This is a genomic window from Amycolatopsis sp. NPDC039088 (genome assembly GCF_055598845.1).
Window position 1 is genome coordinate 1 of record NZ_JBVKAE010000037.1, and the last position, 25,926, is coordinate 25,926.

At 68.8% G+C, this 25,926-nt stretch carries 24 protein-coding genes; 7 read left to right on the forward strand and 17 right to left on the reverse strand.

The annotated features are described in order from the left end of the window. Positions 1–133 precede the first annotated feature (133 nt). Together mobA and ACZ7KI_RS34755 are read right to left on the reverse strand one after the other, a co-directional pair. The gene (gene mobA, locus ACZ7KI_RS34750; protein ID WP_470277262.1) at positions 134–676 is read right to left on the reverse strand and encodes a molybdenum cofactor guanylyltransferase; all 543 of its coding nucleotides are present in this window, start codon (positions 674–676) and stop codon (positions 134–136) included. A 3-nt stretch (positions 677–679) separates the two neighbouring features. Continuing rightward, complete coding sequence (locus tag ACZ7KI_RS34755) at positions 680–2,029, reverse strand: NlpC/P60 family protein (protein ID WP_470277263.1); 1,350 nt, start codon at positions 2,027–2,029, stop codon at positions 680–682. 341 nt (positions 2,030–2,370) lie between these two features. Between ACZ7KI_RS34755 and acnA the strand changes: the two genes are divergently transcribed. Both acnA and ACZ7KI_RS34765 read left to right on the forward strand, forming a co-directional pair. Continuing rightward, complete coding sequence (acnA, locus tag ACZ7KI_RS34760; RefSeq protein ID WP_470277264.1) at positions 2,371–5,181, forward strand: aconitate hydratase AcnA; 2,811 nt, start codon at positions 2,371–2,373, stop codon at positions 5,179–5,181. A 75-nt stretch (positions 5,182–5,256) separates the two neighbouring features. Continuing rightward, the gene (locus ACZ7KI_RS34765) at positions 5,257–6,057 is read left to right on the forward strand and encodes an alpha/beta fold hydrolase (RefSeq protein WP_470277265.1); all 801 of its coding nucleotides are present in this window, start codon (positions 5,257–5,259) and stop codon (positions 6,055–6,057) included. Between the two features lie 9 nt (positions 6,058–6,066). Here the strand turns inward: ACZ7KI_RS34765 and ACZ7KI_RS34770 are convergent, their stop codons facing one another. The 3 genes from ACZ7KI_RS34770 to ACZ7KI_RS34780 form a co-directional block, all read right to left on the reverse strand. Beyond that, positions 6,067–6,543, reverse strand: a complete 477-nt coding sequence (locus ACZ7KI_RS34770) for an MgtC/SapB family protein (protein WP_470277266.1) — start codon at positions 6,541–6,543, stop codon at positions 6,067–6,069. Between the two features lie 192 nt (positions 6,544–6,735). Then, positions 6,736–7,773, reverse strand: coding sequence for a hypothetical protein (locus ACZ7KI_RS34775; protein ID WP_470277267.1), 1,038 nt, complete (start codon positions 7,771–7,773; stop codon positions 6,736–6,738). A gap of 113 nt (positions 7,774–7,886) precedes the next feature. Next, positions 7,887–8,792 (reverse strand): LysR family transcriptional regulator, encoded by a 906-nt coding sequence (locus tag ACZ7KI_RS34780; RefSeq protein WP_470277268.1) that lies wholly within the window; start codon positions 8,790–8,792, stop codon positions 7,887–7,889. 153 nt (positions 8,793–8,945) lie between these two features. Here ACZ7KI_RS34780 and ACZ7KI_RS34785 point away from each other — a divergent pair, with 153 nt between their 5' ends. From ACZ7KI_RS34785 to ACZ7KI_RS34795, 3 genes are read left to right on the forward strand one after another with little or no spacing between them, the layout of a single operon-like run. Then, positions 8,946–10,373 (forward strand): MFS transporter, encoded by a 1,428-nt coding sequence (locus tag ACZ7KI_RS34785; RefSeq protein WP_470277337.1) that lies wholly within the window; start codon positions 8,946–8,948, stop codon positions 10,371–10,373. Between the two features lie 13 nt (positions 10,374–10,386). After that, positions 10,387–11,277, forward strand: a complete 891-nt coding sequence (locus tag ACZ7KI_RS34790; protein WP_470277269.1) for an SDR family oxidoreductase — start codon at positions 10,387–10,389, stop codon at positions 11,275–11,277. 11 nt (positions 11,278–11,288) lie between these two features. After that, complete coding sequence (locus tag ACZ7KI_RS34795) at positions 11,289–11,636, forward strand: darcynin family protein (RefSeq protein WP_470277270.1); 348 nt, start codon at positions 11,289–11,291, stop codon at positions 11,634–11,636. 75 nt (positions 11,637–11,711) lie between these two features. Here the strand turns inward: ACZ7KI_RS34795 and ACZ7KI_RS34800 are convergent, their stop codons facing one another. From ACZ7KI_RS34800 to ACZ7KI_RS34830, 7 genes are all read right to left on the reverse strand, one after another. After that, a complete protein-coding gene (locus tag ACZ7KI_RS34800; protein ID WP_470277271.1) occupies positions 11,712–13,319 on the reverse strand; it encodes an alpha/beta hydrolase in 1,608 nt (535 codons plus the stop codon). Between the two features lie 156 nt (positions 13,320–13,475). Continuing rightward, entirely contained in the window at positions 13,476–13,898 is a 423-nt protein-coding gene (locus tag ACZ7KI_RS34805; RefSeq protein WP_470277338.1) for a nitroreductase family deazaflavin-dependent oxidoreductase, read from the reverse strand. Positions 13,899–13,944: 46 nt separating this feature from the next. Then, positions 13,945–14,922 (reverse strand): L-histidine N(alpha)-methyltransferase, encoded by a 978-nt coding sequence (gene egtD, locus ACZ7KI_RS34810; protein WP_470277272.1) that lies wholly within the window; start codon positions 14,920–14,922, stop codon positions 13,945–13,947. Continuing rightward, complete coding sequence (gene egtC, locus ACZ7KI_RS34815; RefSeq protein WP_470277273.1) at positions 14,919–15,701, reverse strand: ergothioneine biosynthesis protein EgtC; 783 nt, start codon at positions 15,699–15,701, stop codon at positions 14,919–14,921. The genes egtD and egtC overlap by 4 nt, the downstream gene beginning before the upstream one ends. A 5-nt stretch (positions 15,702–15,706) precedes the next feature. Next, complete coding sequence (gene egtB / locus ACZ7KI_RS34820; RefSeq protein WP_470277274.1) at positions 15,707–17,056, reverse strand: ergothioneine biosynthesis protein EgtB; 1,350 nt, start codon at positions 17,054–17,056, stop codon at positions 15,707–15,709. Continuing rightward, positions 17,053–18,315 (reverse strand): glutamate-cysteine ligase family protein, encoded by a 1,263-nt coding sequence (locus ACZ7KI_RS34825; protein ID WP_470277275.1) that lies wholly within the window; start codon positions 18,313–18,315, stop codon positions 17,053–17,055. Before ACZ7KI_RS34825 ends, egtB begins: the two co-directional genes overlap by 4 nt. Positions 18,316–18,444: 129 nt before the next feature. Next, the gene (locus ACZ7KI_RS34830) at positions 18,445–19,368 is read right to left on the reverse strand and encodes a LysR family transcriptional regulator (RefSeq protein ID WP_470277276.1); all 924 of its coding nucleotides are present in this window, start codon (positions 19,366–19,368) and stop codon (positions 18,445–18,447) included. A 161-nt stretch (positions 19,369–19,529) separates the two neighbouring features. Between ACZ7KI_RS34830 and ACZ7KI_RS34835 the strand changes: the two genes are divergently transcribed. Further along, positions 19,530–20,717, forward strand: a complete 1,188-nt coding sequence (locus ACZ7KI_RS34835) for a Glu/Leu/Phe/Val dehydrogenase dimerization domain-containing protein (protein WP_470277277.1) — start codon at positions 19,530–19,532, stop codon at positions 20,715–20,717. 69 nt (positions 20,718–20,786) lie between these two features. Here the strand turns inward: ACZ7KI_RS34835 and pip are convergent, their stop codons facing one another. From pip to ACZ7KI_RS34860, 5 genes are all read right to left on the reverse strand, one after another. Continuing rightward, on the reverse strand, positions 20,787–21,779 hold the full coding sequence (gene pip, locus ACZ7KI_RS34840; RefSeq protein WP_470277278.1) for a prolyl aminopeptidase: 993 nt from the start codon (positions 21,777–21,779) through the stop codon (positions 20,787–20,789). 128 nt (positions 21,780–21,907) lie between these two features. Continuing rightward, the gene (locus ACZ7KI_RS34845) at positions 21,908–22,639 is read right to left on the reverse strand and encodes an ESX secretion-associated protein EspG (protein ID WP_470277339.1); all 732 of its coding nucleotides are present in this window, start codon (positions 22,637–22,639) and stop codon (positions 21,908–21,910) included. Positions 22,640–22,663: 24 nt separating this feature from the next. Further along, positions 22,664–24,013, reverse strand: a complete 1,350-nt coding sequence (locus ACZ7KI_RS34850) for a hypothetical protein (protein ID WP_470277279.1) — start codon at positions 24,011–24,013, stop codon at positions 22,664–22,666. Next, positions 24,010–24,636, reverse strand: a complete 627-nt coding sequence (locus tag ACZ7KI_RS34855) for a DUF3558 domain-containing protein (protein ID WP_470277280.1) — start codon at positions 24,634–24,636, stop codon at positions 24,010–24,012. The genes ACZ7KI_RS34850 and ACZ7KI_RS34855 overlap by 4 nt, the downstream gene beginning before the upstream one ends. A gap of 2 nt (positions 24,637–24,638) precedes the next feature. Further along, a complete protein-coding gene (locus ACZ7KI_RS34860; RefSeq protein WP_470277281.1) occupies positions 24,639–25,037 on the reverse strand; it encodes a hypothetical protein in 399 nt (132 codons plus the stop codon). Positions 25,038–25,241: 204 nt separating this feature from the next. On the opposite strand from ACZ7KI_RS34860, the gene ACZ7KI_RS34865 reads away from it, so the two are divergent. Further along, on the forward strand, positions 25,242–25,838 hold the full coding sequence (locus ACZ7KI_RS34865; RefSeq protein ID WP_465501784.1) for a TetR/AcrR family transcriptional regulator: 597 nt from the start codon (positions 25,242–25,244) through the stop codon (positions 25,836–25,838). Positions 25,839–25,926: the final 88 nt, after the last annotated feature.

The window sequence follows — 25,926 nt, forward strand, 5'->3', positions numbered from 1 at the left end:
CGTCCGCGACTACGAACGCCTCACCGACCACTCCGCCGCATTCATCAACATCTCCATGATCACTATGATGACCAGGCGCCTGACCCGCCCAAAAAGCGGGCCAGGACCACCTAGACAGGTTCAAAGACAGCCTCTAAGAGAGCCGGTCCAGATCCTCCGGCGTGTCGATGTCGTCGCTCTCGCCCGGCTCTTCGGGCACGTCGACGATGTCCAGCCCGCCGAGCGTCCGCCGGAGCGACGCGTTCTCGACCCGCTCCGGCAGCGCCGACCGCACCGCCTCCGCGCGCCAGGCACCGAGCAGCCACTGCCGCTCCCCCGAGGAATCGACCAGAACCGCACCCGAGGCGGCGCCGAGCGAAGCCACCAGCCGATCCACAGTGGACTTCCGGACCCCGGCGAGGTCACCGGCCAGCACGACGACGAGCTCCGCGCGCACCAAGGTGAGGCCCGCCGCCAGCGCGGCGACCGGACCCGTTCCGGGCGACGCCTCGCGCGTCCACCGCACGTCGCCGAAACCCGGCCGTTCCGGACCGACGACGATCACCGGATCCGCGTCGGCGAGCGCGGCCAAGGCCCTCGCCATCAAGGGTTTCCCGCCGACCGGCAACGCGGGTTTGTCCACACCGGACAGACGGCGCGCGGCACCGCCCGCCAGCACGATCCCCGCGTACGCCACCGCCTAGCCGATCAAGCGGGTCGCGTACGGCATGATGCCGCCGTAGCGCACCGGCGCGATCCGCACCCGCAGACCCGACTGCGGCGCCTCGACCATCTGGCCGTTCCCGAGGTACATGGCGACGTGGTGGATGCCCCGCGCGCTGCCGCCCCAGAAGAGCATGTCGCCGCGGCGCATCTGCGAGAGCGGCACCTTCCGGCCCGCCTCGTACTGGTACCCGCTGTAGTGCGGGAGTGCCCGCACCCCGGCGAAGGCGTAGATCATCAGCCCGGAGCAGTCGAAGCCGGTCTTCATGTAGTCGCCGTAGCGGTCCGCCGTGCCACCGTCGCGGATACCGCGTGTCGGCCCGGAGGTGTTGCCGCCGCCCCACGCGTACGGAAGTCCCAGCTGCGACAGCGCCCGCTGCACGACGGCTTCGACACTCGACCCGGCGGGAGCCGACTGGACGGGCCTTCCCGACGGACGACCGCCCCCGCCTTGGCTCGGCCTGGACGCGGCGAGGGCGGCCTGACGAGCGCGTTCCTCGTCCTCGCGGGCCTTCTGCGCCTTCCAGTCCTCGTAGCGCTGACGCTGCCCCTGCAGGCCGCTGACCTTCTGCTGCGCCTCGAAAAGCTGCTTCTCGACGTTCGCCTTGTCGGCTTCGAGCAGTCCGTTCTGCGTCTCCTGGGTGTCCTGCGCGTGCTGGGCGGCGCTTTGCGCGTTGTCCGCCTCGTGCTTGGCCGCCTCCGCTTCGCGCTTGCGCTCCTGCGCGATCTCCAGTTTCTTGCGAGCCGTCGCGTCCTTGTTGGACTTATCCGTCTGCGCGCGCTTCATCGTGTCGAGCGCGTTGAGCCTGCTGCCGCCGACCGCGTCGAGCAGCTGCGCGCGGCCGAGCAGTTCCTTGGGGCTGTCGGCGGTGAGGTACGCCGAGACCGAACCGATGGTGCTGCCCTGCTGGAAACTGGCGGCGGCGAACTTGTCGAGATCGGCGCGGGCCTTGTCGATGGCGGCCTGCGCGGCGTCGGACTCGGTGCGCGCGGACCGCGCCTCCCGGTCTGCCTGCGCGGCGGCGTCCTGCGCGGTCTCCGCGTCGACCCTCGCCTTGTTGGCCTCTTCCATCTTCAGCTCGACTTCGTCGTTGAGCTGAGAAAGCTTCGACTCGGCCTGCGCGAGCTGGTTGGTGAGCCTGCCGACATCACCGGCCTTGGCGTTGGCCTCGGCCTTGCTCGAGTTGATTTCGGAGTCGCTGGGGTTCGGCGGGGGCGGCGGCACCGCCAGGCCCGTGCCCGTCACCCCGAGCAACAGGGCGAAACCGAGCGCGCCGATGGTCACGCCACGGCGGGCACCGGTCCGAGACCCGGTTTCACCACGCACGATCCGCCCACCTCCTGATCTTGAACAACGAGCTCACTGTGCCACTGCTGTCACAGCATTACCAGAAGCACCACCAGGAACTTACACACCGTAGGCACCATTTCCCCTCAACGGGGGACGAACAGACGAACGTTTCCTCACTCGAATGGCTGCAGGTCGATGAGACGTTCATGACCGGCGTGGCGGCTTGCCTCCCAAAAAGGACAGGCGTACTGTTTGTGGGGACGAACGAGGTGTGCCATCCCGCGTCCGGACCTACGGTGGGGGTGCGCAAGACTCGCTCCCGGCCGGCCCGAACGGCCTGGAGAACTCACCGAACTGACCCGCCACTGGAGTTAGAAGTGACCGCACCCGCCAGCAAGGACAGCTTCGGCGCCAAAGACACGCTGAAGGTGGGCGACGCCTCCTACGAGGTGTTCCGCCTGAACAAGGTCGAGGGCTCCGAGCGCCTTCCCTACAGCCTGAAGATCCTGCTCGAGAACCTGCTGCGGACCGAGGACGGCGCGAACATCACCGCCGACCACATCCGCGCCCTCGGCAACTGGGACGCCAAGGCGGACCCGTCGATCGAGATCCAGTTCACCCCCGCCCGCGTGATCATGCAGGACTTCACCGGCGTGCCCTGCGTCGTGGACCTCGCCACCATGCGCGAAGCCGTCACCGACCTCGGCGGCGACCCCGACAAGGTGAACCCGCTGGCTCCCGCCGAACTGGTCATCGACCACTCGGTCATCATCGACGTCTTCGGCCGCGCCGACGCCTTCGAGCGCAACGTCGAGATCGAGTACGAGCGCAACCGCGAGCGCTACCAGTTCCTCCGCTGGGGCCAGGGCGCCTTCGACGAGTTCAAGGTCGTCCCGCCGGGCACCGGCATCGTGCACCAGGTCAACATCGAGCACCTCGCGCGCACGGTGATGTCCCGCAACGGCCAGGCGTACCCCGACTCCTGCGTCGGCACCGACTCGCACACCACCATGGTCAACGGCCTCGGCGTGCTGGGCTGGGGTGTCGGCGGCATCGAGGCCGAGGCGGCCATGCTGGGCCAGCCGGTCTCCATGCTCATCCCGCGCGTCGTGGGCTTCAAGCTCACCGGCGAGATCCCGACCGGCGTCACCGCGACCGACGTCGTGCTCACCATCACCGAGATGCTGCGCAAGCACGGTGTGGTCAGCAAGTTCGTCGAGTTCTACGGCGAGAGCGTCGGCGCCGTGCCGCTGGCCAACCGCGCCACCATCGGCAACATGAGCCCGGAGTTCGGCTCCACCGCGGCGATCTTCCCGATCGACGAGGAGACCGTCCGCTACCTCAAGCTCACCGGCCGGTCCGAAGAGCAGGTCGCGCTCGTCGAGGCCTATGCCAAGGAGCAGGGCCTCTGGCACGACCCGTCGCACGAGCCGGAGTACTCCGAGTACATCGAGCTGGACCTTTCGACGGTCGTCCCGTCGATCGCGGGCCCGAAGCGCCCGCAGGACCGCATCGAGCTCACCGACGCGAAGAACTCGTTCCGCAAGTCGATCCACGACTACGTCGGCGGCGAGCAGGACACCCCGCACACCAACGTCGACGAGGCCGTCGAGGAGTCCTTCCCGGCCAGTGACCCGGCCGCTCTCTCGTTCAAGGACGAGGGCTCGGCCGACATCCAGTCGGCGGCGAACGGCCACAGCGGCCGCCCGAGCAAGCCGGTCAAGGTCAGCACGTCCGACCGCGGCGAGTTCGTCCTCGATCACGGCGCCGTGGTGATCGCCTCGATCACCTCGTGCACCAACACCTCCAACCCGTCGGTCATGCTCGGCGCGGCGCTGCTCGCCCGGAACGCGGTCGACAAGGGCCTCGCGGTGAAGCCGTGGGTCAAGACCTCGATGGCGCCGGGTTCGCAGGTCGTCACCGATTACTACAACAAGGCCGGTCTCTGGCCGTACCTGGAGAAGCTGGGCTACCACCTGGTCGGCTACGGCTGCACCACCTGCATCGGCAACTCAGGCCCGCTGTCGGACGAGATCTCCGCGGCGATCCAGGAGAACGACCTGACCGCGGTCTCGGTGCTCTCGGGCAACCGGAACTTCGAAGGCCGGATCAACCCCGACGTGAAGATGAACTACCTCGCGTCGCCGCCGCTGGTCATCGCCTACGCGCTCGCCGGCACGATGGACTTCGACTTCGAGAACCAGCCGCTCGGCCAGGACACCGAGGGCAACGACGTCTTTCTGAAGGACATCTGGCCCTCGGCCAAGGAAATCCAGGAGACCATCGACTACGCGATCACGCAGGAGATGTTCACCAAGGACTACGCCGACGTCTTCGACGGCGGCGAGCGGTGGAAGTCCCTGCCGACCCCCGAAGGCAAGACCTTCGACTGGGACGCGGAGTCCACCTACGTCCGGAAGCCCCCGTACTTCGAAGGCATGAAGGCGGAGCCGTCGCCGGTCACCGACATCTCCGGCGCGCGCGTGCTGGCGAAGCTGGGCGACTCGGTCACCACGGACCACATCTCCCCCGCCGGCGCGATCAAGCCGGGCACCCCGGCCGCGCAGTACCTGACCGAGCACGGCGTGGAGAAGAAGGACTTCAACTCCTACGGCTCGCGTCGCGGTAACCACGAGGTCATGATCCGCGGCACCTTCGCGAACATCCGGCTGCGCAACCAGCTGCTGGACGACGTGCAGGGCGGCTACACCCGCGACTTCACCCAGGACGACGCCCCGCAGGCGTTCATCTACGACGCGGCGCAGAACTACGCGGCGCAGGGCATCCCGCTGGTCGTCCTCGGCGGCAAGGAGTACGGCTCCGGTTCGTCGCGTGACTGGGCGGCCAAGGGCACCTCGCTGCTGGGCGTGCGCGCGGTGATCACCGAGTCGTTCGAGCGCATCCACCGGTCGAACCTGATCGGTATGGGCGTCATCCCGCTGCAGTTCCCGGCGGGCGAGTCGGCCGCGTCGCTCGGCCTCGACGGCACCGAGACGTTCGACATCTCGGGTATCACCAAGCTGAACGAGGGCGAGACCCCGCGCACGGTCCACGTCACCGCGACGAAGACCGACGGCACCAAGGTGGAGTTCGACGCGGACGTCCGCATCGACACCCCGGGTGAGGCGGACTACTACCGCAACGGCGGCATCCTGCAGTACGTCCTGCGGAAGATGACCCAGGCGTAAGCACTCCGGGCGCGAAGGCCCCTTTCCCCGCACTTAAGGGAAGGGGGCCTTTCCGTATTTTCGGTACCGTGCCTTATGACCTCGGGGAGAATCCACGTCGAAAACGGTGAGCTGGCATACGAGATCCGCGGTGCGGGCGACCCGGTGATCCTGGTGCACGGCGGCATCCTCGACTCCCGCATGTGGGCCGCCGAGATGACGGCACTCGAACGCGGCTACACCGCCATCCGCTACGACGCCCGGGGGCACGGCGAGTCGTCCACGCCCACCGAACGGTTCAAGCACTACGAAGACCTGCGCGCGCTGATGACCGCGCTCGGCTTCTCCAGCGCCTCTATCGTCGGCCTGTCCGGCGGCGGGCGGATCGCGGTGGACTTCGCGCTCACCTATCCGGAGCTCGTCGACAATCTGATCCTCGTGGCCACCGGCCTCAGCTCGATGACGATGAAAGACCCCTTTGTCGTGGAGCAGAACAGGAAACTCGAGGAGGCGGGCGCCGCAGGCGATCTCCCCGCCGCCATCGAATGCATTCTGCGGATGTGGGTCGACGGCCCCCGGCGCGCACCGGAGGACGTCGATCAGGGGGTCCGGCGGCTGTGTCAGGAGATGTACACCCACACGGTCACCCACCACGGGCTCTCCGGTTTCACGCTGATGGACGAACTCCGCGCCATCGAACGGATCGGCGAGCTGACCCCGCGCACGTTGACTCTGGTGGGCGAGGTGGACGCGTCCGACATCCACGATGTCGCCGACCAGATCGAGCGTGAGGCGCGCGACGCCCGGAAACTGGTCGTTCCCGGGGTCGCGCATATGATCAATCTCGAGCGGCCCGCCGAGTTTTCCCGGATCCTGATGACGCATTTAGAGGGCTGAATGCGGGGGCTAGGCCGTCTCGCGCTCTTCCCGCTCGGAGCACTCGCCGCGGTGCTCCGGGCGGCGGTCCACCACCCGGCCCAAGGGGCGCAGGAGCACGTTGACCCCGACGATCACCGCGGTCCCGGCGAGCGCGACGACGTAAAGTCCCGCTCCCGCAAGGGATCCGACGGCCGCGGAGCACCACAGCGTGGCGGCGGTGTTGAGTCCGCGCACATTGAGCCCGTCCCGCAGGATCACCCCGGCGCCGAGGAATCCGATGCCGGAGACGATCTGCGCGGCCACCCGCGTCGGGTCGGCGTCACCGCTGGTGTTCAGTCCGCCGAAACCGTGGGCGGACAACAAAACGAAGAGGGTGGCGCCGACGGCGACGAGGGCGTTGGTGCGGAGACCGGCCATCCTGGCGCGGTACTGACGCTCGATGCCGATGACCGCGCCGAGGCCGACGCCGGTGCCGACCCTGAGCAGCATTTCGAAGGTGTTCATGATTCCGGCTCTTTTCTGGCGTGCGTACACAAAGCCAGACAGGGAAAGGAGACCGGAGAAGGTCAGCGCACCGCGCACACGGGTGAACGGCGACCGTTTCCGGTCGATCCAGAACTGTCTTCCGGCATGTGCCGCTCACCTCGCTTTCGTACTCGAACGGTGTTGATCAACCTTCGGAGGCTACCACGCCGCTCAGGGCGTCCAGCGCACCGCGACCGCGCCGGACCGGCCGGCGATCACGCCGTGAACGTTGATCGAAGCCGCGAAGGTGATGGTTCCCGGCCCTGCTCCAGCCGCCCTTCCGAGGTCGGTGAGGCTTCCGTCGGAATTCCAGCGCACAGCGGTGTAACGACCCTGTGTGTCCTTCGACATACCGACCGCGGTGTTGTCCGGGCCCGCCGCCCGCGCTTCGCTGTCCGGCTTTTCGGTGACCGGGAAACCACCGAGATCGGTCACCGAACCGTCCGCCTTCCACCGGGTGGCGAACACGCCGTAGCCGCTGCCGACCGAACGCTGCACCGTGCCGACGATCGTGCCGTCGGCGCCGATGCCGAACGCCTTCGCGTAGTAACCCGAGGGCAGGTACTGCAACTCGGTGACGGTCCCGTCCGCGGCCCAGCGGGTCGCGTGCGTCGCGTAGTCCTTCCCGGTCGACCAGCCCGCGATGGTGCCGTCGTCGGCGATCGCCGCGCCGCCGCCGGAGGTCCCGCCGGGGAGGGCGGCCAGTCCGGTGACCTTGCCGTCGGTCCCCCAGCGGACCGGCTTCCCGTAGTAACTCGAAGAGGACGCCGAGCAGTAGCCCGTGATCTGGCCGGCCGCGTTGATCGCGTCCGCCTGGCAGTACGTCGTTCCCGCGAGGGTGTCCAGGACGGTGATCCCGCCGTCCGGCGCCCAGCGGGCGGCGCGCTGGCCCGTGCTGTTCGACGACAGCCCGACCACCGTTCCCGCGTTGTTGATCCCGGTGGCCTCGCTCCGGGTGTCACCGGCCGCGGTGCCGAGATCGGTGACCTTCCCGTCGGCGCTCCAGCGGACGGCGTGGGAGGTGTCGCCCGCCCTCGACCATCCGACGGCCACGCCGCTGTCGTTGATCCCAGCGGCGCCGGCGATCGAAGAACCGGGCAACGCGGGCAGTTCGGTGAGTGCCGAGTCGGCCGAGGCCGAGCCCGGAACGAGGACGGCCAGCGCGACGGCGGACGCCCCGCCGATGGACAACATTCTCTTGGTGCGCAAGTCTTTTCCTTCCCCCGGAGGCGGCGAAGGCCGCCGAACAAGATCACTCTAACAACGCGTGGTCTCCGCGCTCCAGATCATTTCCGGCATCGGAAAAAGGGGAGGAAACGACCTCAGGAAGGTGAGCCGAACGCCTCGCGGATCGTGTCTCGCAGCCAGCGCTGGGCGGGGTCCGCGTCGAGCCGGGCGTGCCAGAGCAGCCGCACCTCGACCTCCGGCAGTTCCGCGGGGATGGGGAACCAACGGATCCCGAGCGACCGGCCGTACTGCTCCGCCAGCCGCTGGGGCACGAGCCCGATGTAGTCGCTCGACGCGACCAGGAACGCGGCGACCGCGGAGGTGGGGACGACGGCCGCGACGCGACGACGCAGCCCCTCGGCCTCCAGGACGTCGTCGAGCGGTCCCCGTGCGCGGCCTCGCCGGGAGGCCGAAACATGGGGATACCGGCAAAGTTGCGCGAGCGTCGGGCGTCGGGCGCGGCCGAGCGCGCCATCGGCCCGGACGATCGCGACCACCCGTTCGCGGTACAGCAGCACCGAGCGGATGTCCGGTGACGCGATCTCGCCCGCGCCGATGTCCAGGTCGACCGAGCCGTCCCGGAGCGCCTCGGCGCTCTCGCTGCCTTCCGCGACGAACCGCAGGACCACGCCCGGCGCGACGGCCGCGGTCGCTTCGACGGCCGCCGTCGCCAAGGTCGCGGCGACGCCGTCGTTGATGCGGATGGTGAACGTGCGCTCGAGATCCCCGATCGCCAGCTCCCAGTCGGCGCTGATCAAGGCCGACGCCTCGTCGAGCAGCGACCGCACGCGCGGGGCGATCCGGAGCGCGAACGGGGTCGGCACCATCCCGCGCCCCGCGCGCACCAGGATCGGATCCCCCATCGCCCGGCGCAGGCGGCTCAGCGCCCGGCTCGTCGCGGGGATGGACAGGTGCAGGCGTTCGGACGCCGCGGTGACGCTGCCGTCTCGCAGCAGCGCGTCGAACACCCGCAGGAGGTTGAGGTCCAGCTGGTCGACCATAGTTGCATCATACGCAAATAGTCGTTGCCAAAGTTGCGTCGCGCGAATACGTCGCCGGTCCCTAGCGTCGTGGACATGCCACTTCGTCTTCAGATTCGCGAGGACCCCGCCGCGCCGGACCATCCGGCCGTCCGGCGCGGTCTGCTCGCCGTCATGTGCGCGTGCGTCGTGCTCGTCGTCGGGATGGTCGCCGCGATCAACCTCGCCGTCCCGATGCTGGCCGCGAGCACCTTGAACCCGTCCGCGTCGGGGCTGATCTGGATCGTCGACACCTACGTCGTCTTCTTCGCCTGTCTGGTGATCCCCGGTGGCGCCGCGGGCGACCGCTTCGGCCGCAAGGGTGTCCTGCTCGCCGGTCTCGCCCTGTTCGCGATCGGCGCGCTGCTCTCGGGAATCGCCCCGAACGTGCCCGTTCTGCTGGCCGGCCGCGCGATCACCGGGGTGGGCGCCGCCGCGATCCTGCCGAACACGCTCGCCGTCCTCCTGCACGCGGTGCCCGCCGAATACAAGGGCAGGACGATCGCGACCTGGGCGTCCATGACCGGGATCGGCGGGGTCGCCGGAAACGTCGGCGGCGGGACGGTGCTTTCCGGCGGCTCGTGGCGCTGGTTGTTCGCGGCCGCCGTCCCGATCTCCTTGGCGCTCGCCGCGTTCGTCGCCAGGATCGCGCCGGTGTCGGCGCGCCACGACCGTCGTCTGGACCTGCCGGGCACGCTGTTGCTCGTCGGCGCGTCGGTCGCGCTGCTGCTCGGGATCGTCGAGGGACCGGAGGAGGGCTGGGGCAGTCCGCTCGTGCTGTCCGGATTCGCCTGTGCCGCCGTCCTGTTCGCCGGGTGGACGCTCGTGGGACTGAAGACCGCGCATCCGCTGATCGACCCCCGGCTCTTCCGCGTTCCCGCACTGCGCAGCGCTTGTCTCGGGATGACCGCGATCTTCTTCGGGATGTTCGCGCTGTTCTACGTCAACGCGTCGTTCCTCCAGTACGGCAAGGGTTTCGGGGTGTTGGCGACCGGGCTCGGCATCATCCCGCTGACCGTTCCGATCATTATCGGCGCACGGCACGTCGGGCGGCTCGTCGAGCGCGTCGGTCTCGACGCCACCATCGCCGTCGCGTTCGTCTTCGTCGGCGGCGGCCTCATCGGACTGTCCACAAGCGACACTCATACGCCGTATCTCGCCTACGCGGCCTGGCTCGTCGTGACCGGGATCGGTGTCACGCTTTCGCTGCCGACCCTGTCCGGCGCCATCTCCGGCGCGCTTCCCCCGGCGCAGGCCGGGGTCGGCGCCGGTTTGCAGGCGACCACCCGCGAATTCGGCAGCGCGCTCGGCGTCGCGGTCATCGGCACCGTCCTCACCGGACGGTTCGTCGCCACGCTCCCGCCGGACATCCGCGCGGACCACGATCCGCACACCGTCGCGCAGGCCCTCGCCGTGAGCGCGGCCGACCGGTCCCCCGAAGTGATCTCCGCGTTCGTGTCGAGCGCGAGCACCGCGCTGCGGGTGATCGGCGTCAGTGTGCTGGTCCTCGGCGCGCTCGTCGTCGGGCAGTCACGTCTTTCCCGCACCCGCGGGAACCAGTAGAAGGAGTGTTTCCGTGCACGTATTCATCACCGGAGCGACCGGCTGGATCGGCTCGGCCGTCGTGGACGAGCTGCTCGACGCCGGGCACGAGGTCACCGGCCTCGCCCGCTCGGACGCGTCGGTCACCACACTGGCGGGCAAGGGCGCCGCCGTCCACCGCGGCGACCTCGACGATCTCGACGGCATCCGCGCCGCCGCCGATCAGGCCGACGCCGTCGTCCACCTGGCGAACAAGCACGACTGGGCCGACCCCGCCGAGACCAAACGCTCCGAACGGGCCGCGATCGAGGCGATCGCCGACACGCTGGCCGGTTCCGGCCGCGCGTTCCTGTTCGCCTCGGTGCTGTCCGGTCTCGTGGCGGGCCGGCCCGCCCTCGAGACCGACCCCTCGCCCGCCGTCGGCCCCGATTCTCCGCGCGGGGGCAGCGAAAACCTGGCGCTCGAATACGCGGAGAAGGGGATCCGGATCATCGGCGCCCGCTTCGCACCGTCTGTGCACGGCGTCGGTGATCCCGGTTTCGTTTCGTCCCTCGTCGCGGCCGCCCGCACGCACGGCGTCTCCGGCTACCTCGATGACGGCGCCGCGTCCTGGGCCGCGGTGCACCGCACCGACGCGGCCCGGCTCGTCCGGCTGGGACTCGAAGACGCGCCCACCGGTTCACTGCTCCACGCCGTCGCCGAAGAGGCCGTCACGACCCGCGAGATCGCCGAAGCCGTCGGACGCACCCTCGGTGTCCCGGTGGAGTCGATCGCCCCCGAGAAGGCCGCCGAGCATTTCGGCTTCGTCGGCCGGTTCTTCGGTTTGGACATGTCGGCTTCGAGCGCACGCACCCGTGACCTCCTCAAGTGGACCCCGTACGGCCCGACCTTGGTCGAGGACATCGAAGCCGGCGCTTACGCCTGAAAGGAAGCACCATGTCCGAAGTGACCGCGTTCATGCTGGTGAAGACCACCCCCGAATGGCTCGGCCTGACGGTCGAACAACGGGTGGCGGCCTTCAAGACCGAAGTGCTCCCGGCGATCGAGAGCAAGGCGAAAGGAGTTCGTTCCCGCTTTTTCGACACCGAGTTCTACTCCGCGCGAGTGACCGACGTGTGGGTGTGGGAGGCCGACGACCATCATTCGTACCAGCTCCTCATCGAGGCGCTGCGCGAGACGCCCTTCTGGGACCGCTACTTCGAGATCGTCGACCTTCTGGTCGGTGTAGAGAACGCGTACGCCACGAACTACGGCTTGGACACCTACGCGAGCGTCGAAGTCTGAGGCCAGAAGGCCGTGAAGGCCTCCTTCCCTACCTTGAGAGTAGGGAAGGAGGCCTTCATGGCTTTGCGCCTTAGTTCAGGCAGTGGTTTCGAACGGTTGGACGTTCGGCTGGAACACCTGGCCGTTGGCCGGAACCTTGAGATCGATCAGGTAGTCGGCCGTCACCTTGTCCACCCCGAGCGAGTCACCCAGAATGCAGTGCCCGAAGGCGTCGACCGACAGCAGCCGGGCGTTGCCCAGCTCGTTGGCCATCCGCTTCGAGAACAGGTACTGGGTCGCCGGGTCGTAGTAGTTGCCGACGACCAGCACCGGGGTGTCGGTCTTGGCCTGCCACGGGCCGCGGTAGACGTCCGGGTTCTTCGCCGGCCACACCGGGCAGCCCGCGATGTCCGCGAATGCCTGGTAGCGACCGAAAGTGGGCGATTCCTTCTCCCACTTCGCGGCGATCTCCGGGACCTTCTCCTGCTTGATCGTGATCTTCTTGTCCGAGCAGTTCACGGCGAAGTAGGAGTCATCGCCCACGTACGGGCTGTCCGGGTTCGCGTCCGCACGCCCGTTCGCGCCCGACCGAAGCACCTTCAGCTCGACGGCCTGCACCGTCTGTGTCTGCGCCGCGGGCGGGTGGACGACGTTGTACAGCGCCTGCAGGTCGTCGGCCAGCAACGCGAACGACGCCGGCGAGTACAGCACCCCGGAAACCGTGCTGGTGAACGCGTTGATGTCGTAGCTGCTGCCGTCCGGAAGCTTGATCGGCTGCTGGCGCAGGTGTTCGCGGATCTCGTCGAACTTCTCCCGCGGCGTGCCCGCGTTGAACGAGCACTTCGGCCCGACCTGCGCGCACTTGCGGAGGAAGCCGTCCAGCGCGATCTCGAATCCCCGGGCGCGCTCGCGGTCGTACTGCACGCCGTCACTGGTGCGCAGTGCCGGGTCGACGTTGCCGTCGATGACGATCGCCCGGCTCTGCTTCGGGAACATCGACGTGTACGTCGACCCGATCAGGGTCCCGTACGAGAAGCCCACGAAGGTCAGCTTCCGGTCACCGACGGCGGCTCGCATCTTGTCGAGGTCGCGCACGACGTCCTTGGTGGACATGTGGTTCAGCAGCGCACCGGCGTTGTTCTTGCAGAACTGGCCGTAGTCCCGGTACGCGGCCAGCGTGCCGGAGATCTCCTGCCGCGACAGCGGCACGGGGACCTGCGCGCCGAAGACGTCGTTCGCGTCTTCCTGTGTGGTGAAGCATTTGAGCGGGTTGCTGGCACCGACGCCGCGCGGGTCGAACCCGATCAGGTCGAACCGGTCCAGCACCTGCGGCTGGAAGTAGTTCGCCGCGCCGATCGGCATCCGGAACCCGGAGCCGCCGGGGCCGCCCGGGTTGAGGAACAGTGAGCCGACCTTCTTGCCGGGCGTCTTCGCGGCCCGCTTCAGCATCGCGATGTCGATGGTGCCGAGCGCCGCGTTGTCGTGGTCGATCGGCACGCGATACCTTGCGCAGCTGTAGAACTTCGCCTGGTCGGCTGGAACACCGCGGATCTGATCCGCCGTGCAGGCACCCCAGTTCACCGGCGCCGTCGCGCCGACCTGGGCGGCGGAGGTCCCGGCGTCCTGGGCGGCGACCGCGGTTCCGGGCGTCCCGGTCAGCGCGGCGCCTGCCACGAGTGCCCCTACCAGTGCGAAACCGCGCACCGGCCTCCCTGTGGATCTCGGCAAAACGACTCCTCCCTCGGCTGGCGACGTGACGGATCACGTCGCACGATGCGCCGTCGACGTCACGGCGCGTAACACCAAGCGAGCCTCGCACAAGCGGGTGACCCAGTCACCGGCCGAAAGGATGGTACGAACCTACCGTGTGGTGGTCTTCAACTCGAAAATCGGTAACACACGGCGAGCGGATCGCTCCTCCATGGAGTAGCCCGGCCAGAACTCCAGCAAGAGCTTCCACATCGCGTCGTACTCGTCCCCGACGAGTTCCCTGGCGCTGACCGGGAACTCCTTACCGGCCAGCGCCACGACCGCGTCCGGGTTCGAACGCAGATTGTGCGTCCACGCGGGATCGTTCGACCTCCCCCAATTGGAGCCCACGAGCACGAAGTCCTCCCCGTGCGGGAAGTACAACAGGTTGGTGGCGCGAGGCAGCCCGCTCTTGCGGCCGGTCGTGGTCAGCCGCAGGGAAGGGAGCCCGGCCAGCGCGACCAGGCTCACCTTCCCCTTGAACAGGCGGTGGAGTTTCTTGTCCACCCAGATGATCCCGCCCGCGAGCTTCATCAGCCACGGTTTCGTGCCGAGCGCGCGTGCGAGGAACGTAAGAGGGTTAGCCACGTACAGATCTTGCCAGGCTCACCCCGAACCGCGATGCCGAGTCCGTCCACCATTTCTCCACCGCGAATCCGGCTTCGGCGAGTTCGGCGGCTATTCCCTCCCGCCGGAACTTCGCGGAGATCTCGGTGCGCACGTATTCACCCTCGGCGAACTTCACCACCAGGTCGGCGCCCGGGATGTCGACGGTCAAGGACTCGCGGGCCCGCAGGCGCATTTCGATCCATTCGTTCTCCTCGTCCCAATACGAGACGTGGTCGAAGGCGGCCGGGTCGAAGTTCGCGCCGAGGCCGTTGTTGATCACGTGGAGCATGTTGCGGTTGAACTCGGCCGTGACCCCCGCCGCGTCGTCGTAGGCCCTTTCCAGCGTTTCCCGGTCCTTCACCAGGTCCGTCCCCAGGAGGAGCCACTCCCCCTCGTCGAGCACCTCGCGGACCGAGCGCAGGAAGGTGGCGCGGTCGGCGGGCAGGAAGTTACCGATCGTGCCACCGAGGAAGACCACCAGCCGCGGCCGATCGCCCGGCAGCAGGTCGAGATGCCGGGTGAAGTCCCCGACCACGCCGCGGACGTCGAGGGACGGGTAGTCGGCCGTGATGGCTTCCGCGGCTTCGGCGAGCGCGGTTTCGGACACGTCGAGCGGCACGAATTCCTTCAGCGTGCCGTGGCTCGTGAGCGCGTCGAGCAGGAGCCGGGTCTTCTCACTCGACCCGGAACCGAGTTCGACGAGGGTGTGCGCGCCGGAGCTTTCCGCGATCTCCCCGCCGCGCGCGGCGAGTACCTCCCGTTCGCTGCGGGTCGGGTAATACTCGGGCAGCGCGGTGATCTTCTCGAACAGTTCGCTGCCTCGCGCGTCGTAGAACCACTTGGGTGACAACCACTTCTGGTCCGCCCCCAAGCCGGCACGGACGTCCGCGCGCAGCTGTTCGGTGATATCCGATTCGCTGTGGTGTACGTCGAGGTCCAGTTCGGTCATCGTGCCTCAGGGCTCCGATCGGCTTCGAGGGCGGTGTTTTCTTCGAGTGCGATGATTTCCACGCCTTCCCCGGTGACCCGGACGGCGTGACGATCGGGAACGGGCGTCCATCCGACGGCCTCGTCGCATGGTTCGGAACCGACGACGACACCGCCGCCGACGTCCCGATAGGACAGTGAATGCGTCCAAGCCGTGCCGATGAGCGACCTTCCGTCGGTCAACAGGAAGTTGAGCCGGGAACCCGGCCCCGCCTCCTCGACAGCGGTGGTCAGCCACCTGACGGCCCCCAGCGGGTCTTCACCCGCTTCGAGCCGCTCGCGCAGCAAAGCCCACATCAGCACCGAATCGGTCGTCGCTTCCAGGGTCAGCAGCCGGCTGACCGGCAGTTTCGCGGCCAGTTCGGCCATCGACTCCGGCCAGCCCTTGACCAGCCCGTTGTGGCTGAAGAGGAACGGGCCGCCGGTGAACGGCGCGTTGGCCGCCTCGACCACCGGCATCCCTGTCGTGCCGTTGCGGACCGCCGCCATGAAGGCGTGAGAGCGCACCGACCCGGCCAGCGCGGGCAGGTCCCCGTCCGTCCACAAGGGAGCGGACCGGCGCAGTCGCACCGGCTCCGGACCGTCGGCGTACCAGCCGAGACCGTAGCCGTCCGCGTTGACCGAACCGCCGCCCCGCATATCGGCCGGGGCGTAGGACTGCACGAGCAACGAATGAGGGGCATGGAAGAGCACGTCGGCGGGCGAACGCGGCTCGCCGAGGTACGCGAGATGACGGCACATGCCGCTCAGGCCACCTCATCCCGCCGCGCGTCCCGGGCACAACGGAAGCCCGAGAAGATCTGCCGCCGGATCGGGTGGTCCCAGTTGCGGAACGTGCCGCGGATGGCCGCCGCGTCCGTGCCGAACGAGCCGCCACGCAGGATCCGGTAGTCCCCGCCGAAGAACACCTCGGAGTACTCCTTGTACGGGAACGCGGCGAATCCCGGGTACGCCTCGAACCCGCTGCTGGTCCACTCCCAGACGTCCCCGATCAGCTGATGCACACCCAGTGGCGACGCACCCGCCGGGTACGCGCCCACCTCCGCGGGCCGCAGGTGACGCTGCCCGAGGTTGGCGTGATCGGGGGTGGGTTCCTCGTCGCCCCAAGGGAACCGGCGCGAACGACCGGTCGCCGGATCGAACCGGGCGGCCTTCTCCCATTCCGGTTCGGTGGGCAGCCGCCTGCCCGCCCAAGCGGCGTACGCCTCGGCCTCGTAGAAGCAAACGTGGACCACGGGTTCCGCGGCGGGCACCTTTTCGTAGACGCCGAACCGCGTGCGCCACCAGCCGTCGGGCTCTCGTTTCCAGAAGCGTGGCGCGTCGATGCCGTGCTCGCTGCGATAGGCCCAGCCTCGCTCACTCCACCCCCTCGGGTCCTGATAGCCGCCGGAGTCGAGGAACTCGGTGTACGCCCCGCAGGTGACCGGTGTGGTGTCGATGAAGAACGCCTCCACCGCGACCTCGTGTGCCGGGCGCTCGTTGTCCAGTGCCCACGGTTCGGCCGAGGTGCCCATCGTGAAGGAGCCACCGGGAACGAGGACCTCGGCGGGCAACCGCCCGGTCCGCGACGGCGGCGGAGCGGGCGCGTGCAGCACCGGATCGCCCTTGCGGAGCTGGTGGGTGGCCAGCATCGTCTCGTCGTGCTGCTGCTCGTGCTGGGTGATCATCCCGAAGGCGAACGCGTCCTCGGTGAGGCGCCTGCCTTGCAACGGAACGTTTTCCAGGACGTCGAAGGATTTCTCGCGGACCTCGCGGACGTACTTGCGTGCCTCTTCCGGGCCGAGCAACGGCAGCTCGGGACGATCCGCGCGGGCATGCTGGAACGCGTCGTAGATGTCGTCGATGTCCGGACGGAGCGCCTCTCGGCCGCCGACGTCACGGACCAGCCAGAGTTCCTCCTGGCTGCCGATATGGGCCAGATCCCAGACCAGCGGCGACATCAGTTTCGAATGCTGGCGGACCAGATCCTCGTCGTCGATGTCGGTCAGCGCGACACTGCGCTCGCGGGCCCTGGTGAGTGCCTCGGCCGCGTGTGCCCGCAGGTCTTGCGGGCTCAGCGCGCGAAGCGGGTTGGTCTCGGTGCTTTCCACGCTCATGACTGGTGGCTCCTCGAACCGTGGACGAGGGACTGCACACCCTCGCTGATCCCGTTGATGGTCTCCGGTGGCAGACCGGTCATGCCGAGTTCGGCACAACCGAGGTCGACCACCTCGCCGGCGACGGCGGCGATCGCCCGGTCGGCGAGGCCGAACCGGGCCGCGCACTCCCATCGGCCCATGACCGGTTCGCACAGTTCGCGCACCTTGTCCACTGTGGACGGGCGCGCGAGCAGCGCGGCCAGCAGGGCGACCGGATGCAGCCACCTGTCGGCCGGCTGGGCGTCCAGGTAGCGGATCTCCAGGTACCCCTGTGGACGGACCGGGGTGAAGAAGGTCGTCAGGTGATAGGCCAGGTCGTCCTCGGTGGGTTTGCCGAGTCCGGCGCCCGCGCCCCGTCCGTCGATCCAGTCGGCGAAGGTCAGGGAAGCGGGCGCGTCCCAGCCGCCGTCGCGGCCGGGCAGCACCATCAGCGGGGTGTCCAGGATCCTGCGTGCCCATTCCCCCGCCGGATCGCTCGACGGCTCCGCCGAGCGGGTGCGGGCCTTCTCGGTCTTCATCACGGCCAGCCAGCGCGCGGACGGATGGCCGGTGTCGCGTCCGGCATGGATCCGGGAAGTGGCGAAGGTGGCCAGCAGGGGCGGGCCGAGCGCGTGGACCGCGGCCCAGCGCGCGGGGAGATCGCCCACCTCGCCGGTGTCCACACACACCTGCAGACCCGCGGTGCTGCACATCATCGTCGCGCCACCATCACCCATCGGGGCGAAGCGGCGTTCCATGGCGGCGTAGCGAGGTGTACCCAGTTTGCGGACCGGGGCGCGATGCCTGTCTATCCCGGTGTCGCCCAGGTACAGGCCTCGAGTGGCGAGAAGGGTTTCGAGGTGGGCCAGATCGGCCGAGACGACGGCGTCCAGTTGGCGCAGCGTGGTCTGTGGTTGAGCGGAGATCTCCACCTGACATCCGGGCTCGAGGCTCAACGGTGAACCTGCCGGAAGGGGGAGGGCGGGGCTGTCGGGGCGCAGGGTCCGCGGGGTGTGCGGGCCGAGCGCGGCGGCGAGATCGTCGGGATCGAGAGGCCGGGCGGGCTCGTCGGCGTAGTGCACGGTGAATTCCAGCTCTACGCCGAGAAGCCTCGGTGGCCCGTGCTTGAAGCACACGGAAGCCACATACGCCTCACCTTCGGCGCGGTCCGACAGGACCTTCGCCGTCGCGTTCGACGCGCTCCCGGACTTCTCGGGGAAATCATGAACAGTAGTCATCTTTCCGCCGTCCAGTCGGTTGTCCGATATTCGGGAAAACTTGACTTCGGACGCTACACGCGGGGTCCGACAAATTCAGGTCGGTTCTTGCCGGGCAAGAACCCCGGACCACGTTCTAGGACGGACAGATCAGGGCAAAGCGGGCTCCGTGCCCAGGCCCAGCGACGCGGCGGCGCTGCGGACCGCCTCGATTACCAGCTGCAGGGCCTGCCGCCGCGACGACGTCGTCCGGTAAGCGATCGAAACCGTTCGGAGCAACGGTGTGGTCAACGCGACAACGTCGATACCCGGCGGCCGCAGCCCGAGCCCGAGGTCCGAGACGAGGGTTATCCCGAGGCCCGCCCGGACCATCGCCATCGCCGTCGACTGCTCCTCCACCTCGTGGTTGATCTTGGGCTCGAACCCGTGCCGGTGGCAGGCGGTGCGCACCGCGCGGCCGAAGTGACTCTTCGGGCTGGCGAGGATCCACGGATGCTCGGCCAGTTCGAGCAGCGACGCGCTGCCCGCGGGGACGGCGCCGGACGGCACCGCGGCGTGCAGCCGTTCCACCGCGATCACCGCGCGCTCCAGACCGGCGTCCCACGGCATCGGCGCGTCGGAGTAGTCGATCACGAACGACAGGTCCAGTTCGCCGTCACGGACGGCGTCGGCGGTGTCCTCCGGCGCCAGCTCACGCGTCCGGACCTGGATCCCCGGATGTTCGCCCGCGAGCGCCGCCAGCGCGTGCGGCAGGAGCCCGGAAGCGACCGAGGCCCACACTCCGGCCATGAGGCGGACCGAAACGGTCGTCTGCGCCTCCTCCAGCGCCAGCGTCGCCCGCTCGACCGAGCCCAGGATCTCCTCGGCGTGCTCCGTCAGCAGTAACCCCAGTTCGGTCAGCTGCACCCGTCTGCCGAATCGCTCGAACAGCTTCGCGCCCACGTCCCGCTCCAGCTGAGCCAGCTGCTGCGACACCGCCGACGCGGTGTAATGCAGTGACGCCGCGGCCGCCGTGACGGTGCCGCGCCTGCTCAGCTCGCGGAGCATCCGCAGGCGGTGCAACGAAAGCTCCATGTCCCCAACGTAAACGGGCGCGGTCGCGGACGCCGGATGACGCGTTACACCAGTTTCTCTGCACACCATCGTTCAGATTCGGTAAATGGACGCCCGCGCCCACCGGGGCGCACCCTCGGAAGTGGCGCAGGACGACCCCGAACCCCGAAGGAGGTGGCCGCATGGCCGCGAGGAACGCCGAACCGCTGATGAGGCTCATCTGGACCGACCCTGTCACCGGTGCCACCGGCTACCTCGTCGTGCACAGCCTGGTCTCCGGCATCGCGACCGGCGGGACCCGGATGCGCGCGGGCTGCACGATGTCCGAGGTCGAGGACCTGGCGCGGGGGATGGCGAACAAGACCGCGACCTTCGGCCTGCCGGTCGGCGGGGCCAAGGGCGGCATCGACTTCGATCCGAAGGACGAACGCGCTTTCGGTGTCCTGGAACGGTTCTGCGCGTTCCTGCGGCCGTGGATCGACAACCACTGGGTGACCGCCGAAGACCTCGGCGTGCCGCAGCACCTGATCGACGAGGTGTTCGCGAAGCTCGGGCTCGAGCAGTCGTACCACGCCGCGATCCGCCGTTCGGCCGATCCGGCGCACACCCTTCGCCGCGTACAGGCCGGGTTGAGCACACCGGTCCCCGGCGGGCTCCTGCTCGGCGACGTCATCGGTGGTTACGGCGTCGCACAGGCCTGCCTCGGTGTCGCCGACGCGTGGGAGTGGCCGGTCGAGAAGACCACCGTCGCCGTGCAGGGCATCGGCACCATGGGCGGTGGCGCGGCCTGGTACCTGCACGAGGCCGGAATGAGCGTCGTCGCGGTCGCCGACGCGGCAGGCACGCTGTACCGGCCGGAAGGCCTCGACATCCCGGCACTGCTGGACCTGCGTGACGAGTACGGCGAGATCGACCGGAGCCGGCTGCCGTCGGATGTCCGGCTGCTGCCTCGTGACGAGATCGTCGCGACGGAGGCCGACATCCTCGTCCCGGCGGCGATCTCCTACGCGCTGCGCGCCGGGAACCAGGGCTCGGTCAAGGCGAAGGTCGTCATCGAGGCGGCCAACGCCGCGACCACCCCCGACGCCGAAGCGGGCTTGGCGGCTCGCGGCATCCCGGTGATCCCGGACTTCGTCGCCAACGCCGGTGCCGCCGCGTGGGCGTGGTGGCTCCTGCTCGGCGAGGTCGGCGCCGACCCGGCCGACTCGTTCCTGCGGTTGCGGACCGAGATGCGGGCCAAGGTGGCGCTGCTGCTGAGTTCGTGGAACCTCGACCGCATCGCCCCACGCACCACCGGCCTCCGGCTCGCCGAAACCACCCGTTCGGACGCCACCACCCCGGAGTCCGAGCCGATGTTGGTCATCCCCTGACACCATGCGCGTGAAGGCGCCCTTTCCCTCGGCTGAACCGAGGGAAAGGGGCTTTCACGCGCGTCTTGGTCAGGCGGCGAAGCGGTCGGTGGCGCCGATGAGGACCTCGCGCATGGGCTCGTCCTGGGTACTGTGACCGACCTCGTCGATGATCACCAGTTCACTGCCCGGCCAAGCGTGCGCCAGCTCCCACGGAGTACCGATGAGGTTGCCCAGGTCGAGGCTTCCCTCGGCGAGCACGGCCGGGATGTGGGCCAGCGTCTTGGCCTCCCGCAGTACCACGCCTTCGTCCAAAAAGGACCCTTGGCTCCAGTAGTGCGTGACCAGCCTGGCGAAGGCCAGCCGGAACTCGGCCGACTCGAAACTCTTGTACGGCGGGGAAGTCGGGATGACCGCGTCCTCCCAAGCACACCAGTCCGCGGCCGCCTTCCCGTGCACCGCGGGATCCGGATCCATGAGCAACTTGTAGTAGGCCGCTGCCAGGTCACCGTCACGGTCCTCTTCGGGGACGCCGTCGCGGAACCTGGCCCAAGCCTCGGGGAAAACGCCGCCGAGGCCACGGGTGAGCAGATCGGTCTCGCACCTTCGTCCGGTGGCCAAGCCCATCAGGACCATTTCGGAGACCCGATCCGGATACCGCTCGGCGTAGACCAGCGCGAGCACCGAGCCCCAAGAGCCGCCGAAGAGCAGCCACTTCTCGATGCCCAGATGTTCGCGGAGCTTCTCCATGTCGGCGATCAGGTGGTCGGTGGTGTTGGCGGAGAGGTCGGCGTGGGGATCGCTCGCGTGCGGCGTGCTCCGGCCGCAGCCGCGCTGATCGAACAGCACGACGCGGTACTTGGCCGGGTCGAAGTAGCGGCGCAGACCCGTGCTGCAGCCGGTGCCCGGGCCGCCGTGCAGCGTGACGGCGGGTTTGCCGTCGGGATTCCCGCAGACCTCCCAGTACACGAGGTGCCCGTCGCCGACGTCGAGCATCCCGTGGTCGTACGGTTCGATTTCCGGATACAGCCTTGTCACGTTCTCGTCCTCCCAGGCCCGCGCGAAATACAACAGCGCTGTCACAATAGCCGGGAGCGTGGTCTGGTGCGCGGGGTTTTCGGGCTACCCGCTTGTGGTGATTCCAGGTCCGTGAAGGCCTCCTTGAGGGACTCTGATTCCCTCAAGGAGGCCTTCACGGACTAGCCCGCTGCTTAACCGCCCAGAGTCGAGGCCACGTTCCGGAGCGCGTCCGCCAGTTCCGGCGGACCGGCGGGTCCGATGTGGACCACCGCGTCGTGGCCCCGCCCCGTCGTGTAGCTGAGGTACCGGCCCCAGTCGGTGTCCGCGAAGTGCAGCGGATCCTCGACCGCGACATGCCTGCCGACCTCGTCCCGCTTGCCGACGTAGAGCTCGCCGCTCCCCTCGACCGGCCGCTGCACCAGGCTGACGATGTCCGCGATCACCGGCGGCAGGGAATGCGTGTCCGGGCCACGCCGTGCCGCCTCTTCGAGCTCGTAAGCCCGGACCGTGCGCAGCCTGCCGCCGCCCGCGGGGACGGGCGGCAACTGTTCGATCAGCGACTCGGGCAGCCGCCGCCGATCGATTTCCTGGATCCCGACCCAGTCGCCGGAGGACACCGCCAGCACCGCTTGCAAGCCCAGCGAAGCGGCGAGCAGGCCGTACGTCTCGCCGCCCGCGTGCACCCAGCCGTAGTACTCGATCGCCGGCTTCGTGAGGACCGGTAGCCAGTCCAAAAAGTCGACCGACGCGCGACCGCTCGAGTCCAGCAGCCCGGCCTGCGCCAAGGCTGTTTCCACTCGCTTGTCCGCCTCCGCGCGAGCCGTCCTGGACAGCCAGCGCGGTTCGGGACGCAGCGTGATGTGCAGGTCGCCGACGCGTTCGCGTTCGGCGAGCACCGCCAAGGCTTCGACCGGAATGTCCACCCGGCCCGTTCTGACGGTCATCCGCTACTCGCCGATGACCGGCGGGCTGGTCCGCTGGTCGGTGCCGAAGATCGCGTCGGGGTCGGCCTCGATCAGGTAGTCGGGCCGCTGGTGCTCGTCGTCCTCGTCACCTTCGCCGCGCCTGCCACCGGCGCCCATCGGGCCCATCTGGCCGCCACCCCGGCCGCCCGCGCCGCGGCCGCCCGGCGCACCCGCGCCGGGCATGCCACTGCCCAGACCGCCGGCGCCGGTGCCCTTGCCCGCACCGAGACCACCGGAACCGGTGCCACCCGGCCCACCCGCGCGGCCGCCAGTGCCACCCTCGCCGCCGAGGAGCCTGCCCGCCGCGCTGTTGGGCCCGGGAACGTTGCGGCCACTGGAGCTTCCGGGCGGGTTCTGCCCGGGGCCACCAGGGTTGTAGTTCTGGCCGAGCCCGTTGGTGAGACCGACGACGTCTTCGAGGTCGCCGGTGCCGCCGCGTCCCGTGTTCCTGCCCGGGATCTCGGTGGTCTGGCCTGGCCTGCCCCGGCCGCCACCGGACGGGAGCGTCGTGTCGCCGACTCCCGGCTTCCTCGTCGGCGTCGTGATGCCGGTGTCGCTGCCGGGCCGGTCCCTCGGGTTCACCGGCCGGTCTTCACCGATCCCTGGTTTGTTCTGGTTCTGATCGGTGCCCGGCTTGTTCTGGTTCTGGTTGGTGCCGTTGTCGTCCGTGCCGCTGGTGTCGGTGCCGTCGTCGTTGCCGTCGTCGTCCCCACCGCCGGTCCGGCCGGGCTTCACCGGGATGACCGGCGGCGGTTTGATCGGCGGAGGACCGCCCCCGACCGTCACACTGACGTTCGCGCCGTCGCTCTTCAGTACGCCGTAATCGGTCGGCAGGCTGGAGCTCGTGCTGCTGGTGACCGAGTCGTACTGGTCCATCACCCGGACGTTGTTCTGGTTCGCCGCCTCGTGCTTCGCGACGCCCTCTTGGTAGTTCTTGATGTCGTTGTTGACCATGAACGGCCCGGCGATCGGGATCGCGCCCTTGAGACCGGTGGTCCAGGGATTGGGCTTGTCCGGCTTCGGGGGCACGGGGACGACGGACGACCCGGAATCGTCGAAGCTGTCGGCCTGCGTGGTAACTGAGGCCTTCGTGGTGAAAAGCGGGTCCGCCGTCTTCTTGAAAGCCTGCTCGAGCGGGCCCGCACCGGCGTTCGCCGCGTCTGCGGCGGAACCGGTCCAGGCGGACGCCATCCGCGTCTGCAGGGACTTGATGGCCATGCCGCGCTCGACATAGGCGTCCGAGAGTTCAGCGATGCGATCGGCCGCCGAACGCAAGTTACGGGTGTCGCCCTGGGTGAAGTTCTCGTAGATCTGTTTGCCGTCCACCCTCATGCCCCCCTGAGTGTCTTGATCACGGCCGACGCGAGTTTCCGTGCGGTCCCACATGAATCCTGTTCGTTGTCGTAACCCTTGGCGAGGGCACTGATCGCCAGATCGTCGGCGACGCCCACCGCGAGATCGCAGTTGCCACTCGCTCGCCGGTCCTGCAGGCCGTAGTAAGCGGTCGGGTAACCGTCGACCTCGGGGCCCGGCTCGAGGAATCTCAGCTGCCCGGCTTCCTTGGCCTTGCGCAGGCCGGCCAGGCCGCCCATACCCTTTTCGCGGTTACCGCTGCCGAGGATGATCAGCAGACTGTCGGCCTTGCCGCGAATCTGCCAGCCGCAACCCGGATTGCCGCCTTCGCCCTTCGCCTCGCCGGGCGCGGTGAACCCCAGTTCCGCGGCCGCGGCGGACGGGAGGAGCTTGCACACGTCGCCGACGAACGCCGAGGCGTCCAGCGGATTCGCCACCTTCGGGACGTTCGGGTCCTCCGGTGCGGCAGAAGACGCCGACGACGGCGAGGTTCCCGGGGCCGGCGTCGGCGTGCCCGGGGTTTCCCCCGTGCAACCGGAGACCGCGACGGAAACGAGCACGAGCACCGCCACCGCGGCGCGATTCCTCAACACGTTCGGCATCCTCAGGTCGTACGCATGGTGTTGGCCGTGTCGGTCGCCATCGTCTTCTCACGGGCGATCTGGAGCTTCTCGATGTAACCCTCGATGTAGGTCCTCATCGAGTCGTTCTGCTTCTGCAGGGACAACAGGGAGTCGAGCCCGGAGTTCACATAGCTGGCGCTGGCCTCGTCCTGCCCCGGCGGCATCAGGTCTCCGACGATGAGGTCGATCTTGTCGCCGTCGTCGACGACCTTCTTCAGCTCGTCTTCCCACAGCCCGATGACGGTCTGGAGCTCCTCGGGGCTCATCTCGAAGCCGCCGCCCCCGCCGCCTCCCCCGCCGTAAACGGTCGGCTCCGGCGGCGTGGTGAGGTCACCCCAGACGGCCTTGATCGCGCTCGCGGCATCGCCGATGATGTTCACGCCCCGCACCTTCCCCTCAGCATTCACGCACCGTGACGGACAAAGCGTAGCCAAGTGGCGGACGGCCTGTCAGCCGATCCGCGCTACTGCTCGGACGCGTGTCGAAACCGCCCGGTTCCCCCTCTCGGGCGAAGATCCCGCGAACTGGTCACAGTACGTACGTACGGATTGCTTTACCCGGGTTCTCGGTGACAGGATTCCAGGATGCCACGCGTCAGCCAGGATCACCTCGACGCACGCCGGCGCCAGATCCTCGACGGCTCCCGCGTGTGCTTCGCGCGGTACGGCTACGAGGGTGCCACCGTCCGGCGGCTGGAGGAAGCCACCGGACTTTCCCGCGGTGCCATCTTCCACCACTTCCGCGACAAGGAGTCCCTTTTCCTGGCACTCGCCGAGGACGACGCGGTCCGCATGGCCGACGTCGTCGCCGAGCAGGGTCTCGTCCAGGTGATGCGCGATCTGCTGTCGAACCGCAGCGAGCACCCCGCAGACTGGCTCGGCACGCGGCTGGAGGTCTCGCGGCGGCTGCGCACCGATCCCGAGTTCCGCGCCCGCTGGGCCGAGCGCTCCCACCAGCTGACGGCCGCGACCCGCCGCCGCCTGCTGCGCCAGCGCGACGCCGGGATCCTGCGCGACGACGTCGATGTCGACGTCCTGACCGCCTATCTCGAACTCGTCCTCGAAGGACTCGTCTCCCACCTCGCGATGGGCCTGCCGGGAGACGATCTCGGCCCGGTCCTCGACCTGGTCGAGGAGAGTGTGCGACGGCACCGCGCCCCCGCGGCCGGCGGAACACGTTAAGATTGTCCCATCGCCGCAGTACAGTGGCGGTATCCGTTTGGTTTCCGATCGAGGAGTGACTCTTTTCGTGCGCGACGCGCAGTCACCT